At 50.8% G+C, this 6,692-nt stretch carries 8 protein-coding genes; 6 read left to right on the forward strand and 2 right to left on the reverse strand.

The window, feature by feature from the left end:
- A partial coding sequence (locus tag ACFQ0C_RS11230; RefSeq protein WP_379366755.1) for an IS110 family transposase occupies positions 1–242 on the reverse strand: 242 nt, incomplete at its 3' end.
- Positions 243–711: 469 nt separating this feature from the next.
- Here ACFQ0C_RS11230 and ACFQ0C_RS11235 point away from each other — a divergent pair.
- Complete coding sequence (locus ACFQ0C_RS11235) at positions 712–1,668, forward strand: sigma-70 family RNA polymerase sigma factor (RefSeq protein WP_054975466.1); 957 nt, start codon at positions 712–714, stop codon at positions 1,666–1,668.
- A gap of 76 nt (positions 1,669–1,744) precedes the next feature.
- Complete coding sequence (locus tag ACFQ0C_RS11240) at positions 1,745–2,170, forward strand: SRPBCC family protein (RefSeq protein ID WP_028548475.1); 426 nt, start codon at positions 1,745–1,747, stop codon at positions 2,168–2,170.
- A gap of 78 nt (positions 2,171–2,248) precedes the next feature.
- Here the strand turns inward: ACFQ0C_RS11240 and ACFQ0C_RS11245 are convergent, their stop codons facing one another.
- Positions 2,249–2,665, reverse strand: coding sequence for a VOC family protein (locus tag ACFQ0C_RS11245; protein ID WP_007729208.1), 417 nt, complete (start codon positions 2,663–2,665; stop codon positions 2,249–2,251).
- 444 nt (positions 2,666–3,109) lie between these two features.
- Between ACFQ0C_RS11245 and ACFQ0C_RS11250 the strand changes: the two genes are divergently transcribed.
- The 4 genes from ACFQ0C_RS11250 (at position 3,110) to ACFQ0C_RS11265 (ending at position 6,530) form a co-directional block, all read left to right on the forward strand.
- Entirely contained in the window at positions 3,110–3,271 is a 162-nt protein-coding gene (locus ACFQ0C_RS11250; RefSeq protein WP_262684643.1) for a hypothetical protein, read from the forward strand.
- Between the two features lie 36 nt (positions 3,272–3,307).
- Positions 3,308–3,946, forward strand: coding sequence for a penicillin-binding protein 2 (locus ACFQ0C_RS11255; RefSeq protein ID WP_379366758.1), 639 nt, complete (start codon positions 3,308–3,310; stop codon positions 3,944–3,946).
- Positions 3,947–4,126: 180 nt separating this feature from the next.
- Positions 4,127–4,663, forward strand: coding sequence for a dihydrofolate reductase family protein (locus ACFQ0C_RS11260; protein WP_379366760.1), 537 nt, complete (start codon positions 4,127–4,129; stop codon positions 4,661–4,663).
- Positions 4,664–5,138: 475 nt separating this feature from the next.
- Positions 5,139–6,530 (forward strand): dipeptidase, encoded by a 1,392-nt coding sequence (locus tag ACFQ0C_RS11265; protein ID WP_379366762.1) that lies wholly within the window; start codon positions 5,139–5,141, stop codon positions 6,528–6,530.
- Positions 6,531–6,692 lie beyond the last annotated feature (162 nt).

Raw genomic sequence — 6,692 nt, forward strand, 5'->3', positions numbered from 1 at the left:
AGATAATGCTGCTCATCTAAAAATTGTATGATTGAACTGTGATAGTGGCCCGTTGCTTCTAAAACAACAGCCGGACGTTCACCAGTAAAGGATTCTAGATCTTGAATATAACGGAGGAAGGAAGCTAATCCCTCCAGATTGTGCTCAAATCGGAATGTCTTTCCGAATGGAATTCCTCGATCTGAAAAAGCTTGTGCATGACTTTCTCCTTTAGATACATCCAAACCAATAACAGGATTCATTAAACCACTCCTTCTCTTATTTTCACCGGCAACCCCTAACCTTCTTGTCGTCCACAGTATCGCATGTGATTCGGGATCCTTGTCCCAACCAGCCTAATCATGGTTTAACAAGTAGGGGGGATGAACTGAATAGCTCTCGGGATCCAAGTCCCACGGGCAGAAACGTTCGATCCCCGGCTACCGCTATCTTACGACCACACAAAAATGAGGTCTACCAGAAAGAACTGGTGACCTCATAATACGAACGGGCAGGATAGCTCCAGTATTCAGGTCCTGGCGTGAGGTATTGCGAATTATTTCTAAAGTATAGACAAGGGTTAATTTATTGGTTATTGAATTATTAGTACGATCGTGCTAAATTTTTATCCATGAGTACTAAATCCTGCCTATTTATTCGGATTGAGGCTGTCCGCTTCATTGCATATAATGTAGATACCACCCTTCGGGGAGATCATTAAGGGAGGCCGCGATGAACGAGACCGCATTTGACGAACCATTATTTGCAAGCTTGAAGCCGGGCTTAACCTCGTTCTGTTACCGAATGCTAGGCTCCATGGACGATGCGGACGATGCCGTTCAGGAGACGAGTATTCGGGTCTGGCAGAGCTGGAGCACGTTCAGACAGGATTCCTCGTTCAAAACTTGGGTCTATCGGATTGCCTCCAACCTGTGCTTGGACAAGCTGAGACAATCCAAACGTCGCGCGCTTCCCGTTGACCTGTTCGACCCGGCCGTCGCCATCGTCGAGCCGCGCGACACGCTGCCGGACTCTGCCTGGATCTGGCCGTCTCCCGACTTTGGGGGCAATCCGGAGGATCGGCTCGTCCGCAGAGATACCCTTCAACTGTGCTTCATCGCTCTCCTGCAGACCTTGCCTCCGCGACAGCGCGCGGTACTCATTTTGAAGGATGTATTTGAATGGTCCTCCAAGCAGATCGCGGAAACGTTGGCGATGTCGCCTGCAGCGGTGAACAGCGCCTTGCAAAGAGCCCGAGAGACGATGGACCGGGCGCAGCTTCGCTCGGATGAGCTCAGCAGCATGGACGTTCAACCGGAGCAGCAGCTGCTGTCCCGGTATGTGGAGGCCTTCGAGCAATTCGATATTGCTGCGCTCGTCGCGTTGTTCCACGAGGAAGGCTGCATGTCGATGCCGCCCTTCGAGATGTGGATCCGCGGCAAGGAAGATTTGTCCGCCTTCTATTCGCTTACTCGCTGGCATTGCGAAGGTTCGCGATTTGTGCCCATTACGGTGAATGGCGGTTATCCGGCGTTAGCCCAGTATATGCCGGGCAAAGAGGGCTCTGGCCTTGTACCCTGGGGCATCCACGTCATCGAAACCAAAGAAAATCAAATCCTGCACGTTCAAAACTTCATTCATACGCCATTATTTTCGCGATTTGGGCTGCCTGAGCGAATTGACCAATGAATTTCGTCATTGGCTTACGTCTATATCATTGAGAATAACCAAACGACGAATATCATGAGAGAGGTGTCTATTTAAAATGGAAACGAGTCAACCGACGAAAGTAACCGTGCAAGCCGTCATTCAAGCCCCTGTCGAGAAGGTATGGCGCTATTGGACCGAGCCGGATCACATCACGAAGTGGAATCAAGCGTCCGAGGACTGGCATGCGCCGAGAGCCGAAAACGATCTGCGGGTCGGCGGCAAGTTTCTGACACGGATGGAAGCGAAGGATGGCAGCATGGGCTTTGATTTTGGCGGCGTCTACGATGTCGTGAATCGGCATGAGGCGATCGGCTACACCATGGAAGACGGAAGAAGAGTGGATATTGCTTTCGTCGATCAAGGGAATGAGACGAAGGTCATTGAAACGTTCGACGCGGAAAGCTCCAATCCCGTCGAGTTCCAGCAAGCAGGCTGGCAAGCGATCATGGACAATTTCAAAGCCTATACCGAACAAAACTAATCATCGCGAAGAAGACGCCGGGGAAGATGCCCGGCGTCTTTCTTTTTGAACCCTAGTACGAGCGTGCTCTCCGTAGCCTTAACCTTGTGCCGCATCCATGTTCATGTAGTTAATGGCCCACAGATGGCCGTCCAAGTCCACGAAGCCCCAATGATACATGAACCCATGATCTTCAGGTTCAGCGTGCAATTTCCCGCCCAAGGAGACCGCAGTATTCACGATTTCATCGACCTTTTCCCGGCTCTCGAAGGCCAATGCGATCGTCATCTGCGCATACTTGCTCGTATCGACGGATTCCTTCTCCGTGAGCGTATTAAAGAATGCTTGATTGATCAGCATGACCTGCAGGTTGTCGCCGATCACGATGGCTACCGAATTCTCGTTCTCGGGGAATTGCGGGTTGAGCTCGAATCCGAGTCCGGTGAAGAACGCTTTCGATTGTTCTACGTTTTTTACAGGCAGGTTGAAGCTCGTGAATGCGGACGTTAATGCCATTTTCAAAACACCTCTTCGTCAAATTAGTTTGTGTTCATTTATGCCTTCGTTTATATAGACGATAGCCGATCCGGGAATTCATCGGTCTCATAGATTCGGAAGCGTAAATTTTGAAAAATAACTTGGTATTGAGTTCGGATACTCGCCATTCCCGTAAGGTTGCTTATTCTTATTGTGCAGGGATAAAGATTGAACCTCTCTAAAAAGGAATTCGTCTGAATATATGACAATTAAAGGGTGGGTATCGAGTGACGGAATGAGGAACGGTATGGAAATTAATGATAAAACCGAAGTACGAAAGAAAAAGTTCGAAACCGTCGCCATTTCAGTATTAGGTTAAATGTCTTTTTCATGCTTACATTTCTCCTGTTCTCTTCACTAATCGTACGTTTTGCTTATCTACAGTTCGTCGAGGGTCCGAGTCTCTAGGAACGCCAGACAAGCATGATCACGAAGGGCGTATCCATCCCGCCCATCCGCGGCAATATTTACGATTCGGCGGGACAGCAGATCGCATATTCGATCTCAACTCAGTCCCTATACTTTACTTTCAAAACAGGCTTTAAGCAAGAAGCGGCGGAGGCGCTGGCTGCAAAACTCGTGTAGCTATTTAACGAAAAAGGCGAAGCGAATTCCAAGCCGTTGACGACTGAGCAAGTTATCGAGGCTATGGACATCAAAGGCAGAACGCATCTGCCATTCCAACAACGACGGATCAAATCGGGACTGTCAAAAGAAGAGATCGCCTATCTTAGCGAGCACCGCGACGAGTATCCGGACATGGAGATCGTGGAGGAGCGCATCCGCCAGTACAGTCCCGACCGAGTCGCAGTTCAATTGGTCGGCTATATGAACAAGATGAAGGGAGCCAAGGAGAATCTGGACTTTTACAAAGAAATCAACGCGGATCAATCGGATCCCACGCTTAAGTATTTGGATTCCGAGGAGGTCGGCTACGACGGCATCGGGTTGATGTATCAGAAGGAGATGCGGGGGCTTAACGGTTATAAATCCTATCAAATCGACAGCATGAGCCGGATCGTCGGCGACATGAAGCTGACCAAGCCGGTCAAGGGGCAGAATCTGTATCTAACGATTAATCGCAAGGTGCAGCTAACCGCGCAGCAAGCCATTCTCGATCAGATCGCGACAACCCGGTTAATTACACAGCCTGCCGGCGAGATCCTGCAGGCTGTTCAGCTAACGGAAAACGATAGAGGAGGAGCTCGCTTCGCGGCAACTCCTCTTTGGTTTATTGAAGTAACAGGAAGAATTGTTTAATTTACCATCCTTCGTTAAATTAAATTTGTATTCGGTCAGGCCAGGACTGTGCACATTAGCAATCCATGAGAAACCGGATATGCTGTTGGATGATAAAATGTAGACATAAAGGAGGCTGCATTTGGAACGTGTAATCTTGATGATGAATATGCGAGAAAACCAGGGAGGAGAGTCAGTCGCATGGCAAAGATCGTTTTCGCATTGAACCAGTCTCTGGACGGATTCGTCGACCACGACCACACGGCATTTCAGCCCGACCCCGTGCTATTCCGTCATTTCATCGACGACGTGCGCGGCCTAGCGGGCAGCCTGTACGGGCGCCGCATGTACGAGACCATGCGGTATTGGGACGGAGACCATTTTGAATGGGATGCGCCGGAACGGGAATACGCAGCGGCGTGGCAAAGCAAACCGAAGTGGGTGGTGTCGAGGACGTTAAATTCCGTCGGTCCGAACGCTTCTCTGATCGAGGGCGACCTCGCAGCGGCCATACGTGGGCTGAAGGCTCAGCATGAAGGGGAGATTGAAGTTGCCGGGCCGGAGTTGGCCCACAGTCTAACGGAGCTCGGTCTCGTTGATGAGTATCGACTCTATCTCCATCCAGTCGTGCTGGGTCACGGCAAGCCGTTCTTCGCCGGTCCGCGGCCGCCGCTGCGCCTCGTGGCAAGCGATCGAATTGGCGAGAAGGTGATCAGGTTGACCTACGTTCCAGCTTAGTTGTGCAGTTGACCCAGCGGCCTAAAGGGCACGTTACTTTAATAGGGATTCTCCGGCTGTAGCGGCAGTCAGAGGATCNGAAACGATAGCAAAATGACTATGTCAGGAGCAGGCGCTGTGGTAACCTGCTCTTTTTTAACATGCATTGCTTAGCGAACGATTTTTCCGGTTCTTAAGGTGACCCCCTAATCAACAAATCGAAGGCAGGCACTCTCCAGTTGCAAGGAAATACATAAAGCATAGACGCCGAGAACACGTATCAGCCACATCCCAATAGCGGTGCTGTACTCGCACGCGGAATCCAAGACGGAGATTGAGGAAATTATTAAGGAAGATCTCTTTCTATAAAGAATAACTCGCGGAATATACCGTTATTACTTTCAAGCCAACAAGCTACATCAAGTCTCTGGCATCTTTGCTTGGCGTTGGTATATGATATGGATATAAATTGAAAGGAAGGAGTATGAAATCACTTATGAGTTATGAAACCTATTTTCAAAACTTAAGGGAACAGCAGTTGGACGAACTGAAGCAATGGTTGTCCATCCCGAGCATATCTGCCCTTTCAGCGCATAAAGCGGATATGAACAAAGCGGCCGAATGGCTTGCGGACGCGCTCACCCGCGCGGGCCTTGAGAACGTGGAAGTGCATCAAACCGACGGCCATCCGATCGTGTATGCCGATCATCTTCATGCTCCCGGCAAACCTACCGTGCTTGTTTACGGCCATTACGACGTGCAGCCAGTCGATCCGCTGCATTTGTGGACGACGCCTCCCTTCGAACCGGACATCCGGGACGGCAAGCTGTACGCGCGGGGCGCGACGGACGATAAAGGCCAGGTGTTTCTGCATATCAAAGCGATTGAAGCCATATTGAATCAGGAAGAGCGGCTTCCGGTCAATATCAAGCTGTGCATCGAGGGGGAAGAAGAAGTTTCCAGCCGGAGCCTCCCCCCTTTCTTGACGACGAATCGGGACAAGCTGGCCACTGACGTCGTCCTGATTTCGGACACATCGCTGCTCGAGCCGGGCAAGCCCGCCATCAGTACAGGACTTCGGGGATTGTGTTCGCTTGAGATCACCGTGAACACCTCGAATACCGATTTGCACTCCGGAACATACGGCGGGGGCGTTCCCAACGCGCTCCATGCCCTCGTCTCATTGCTTGCGACTTTGCACGATGATCGGGGCCGCGTAAGCGTCGAAGGATTCTATGAAGGTGTGCCGGAGCTTTCGCTACTCATGAGAGAAGAGTTCGCTAAGCAGATGATGGATGAAGATCAATTGAAGGCAAGTATTGGTCTTGACGCGTTATACGGTGAAGAAGGCTTCTTCTTTGTGGAACGAGTCGGAGCGAGGCCGACGCTTGAACTGAACGGCGTTTACGGCGGCTTTCAGGGCGAAGGCACCAAGACGGTCATTCCGAAGGAAGCGCATGCCAAGATCACCTGCCGTCTAGTTGGAGACCAGGACCCGCAGGACATTCTGGACAAGATCAAACGGCATTTGCAGAAGCATGTTCAGCCCGGTGCGAAGCTGAAAGTTAAAGACGGCGAAAAGGGCCGTGCTTTCAATATTGATCCTTCCGACCGGATGCTGCAGTTGGCTGCGGATGCTTACGAAGACGTCTACGGCACGCGCGCGCTGTTCACGAAAGACGGAGGATCGATTCCGATCGTCGCAACCTTCTCCCGCGAACTGGCGACTCCTGTCGTTATGATGGGCTTTGGCCTTCCGGACGAGAATCTGCATGCGCCGAACGAACATTTTCATCTGTACAATTTCGACAAAGGGCTTCTGACGATCGTATCGTTCCTGAAGCGGCTTCGCGATTTTTTTGACCATCAGGCTGTTCAACGAAAATAAAGTATTAGACTGGAGATGGGCATTGAACTAAAGGGTACGATAGTTCAATAAACAGCGGCAGTCTAGGACTTGCGCGCCTAGCCAAGCTAGGCACAACTTGCCGGTGAAAGTCCGGTCGGAGTAAAGGCCAAGCTGCTCCGTAGCTAACAGACGGCTTGGAAG

Source organism: Paenibacillus sp. GCM10027630 (assembly GCF_042676305.1).
Classification (GTDB): domain Bacteria; phylum Bacillota; class Bacilli; order Paenibacillales; family NBRC-103111; genus Paenibacillus_S.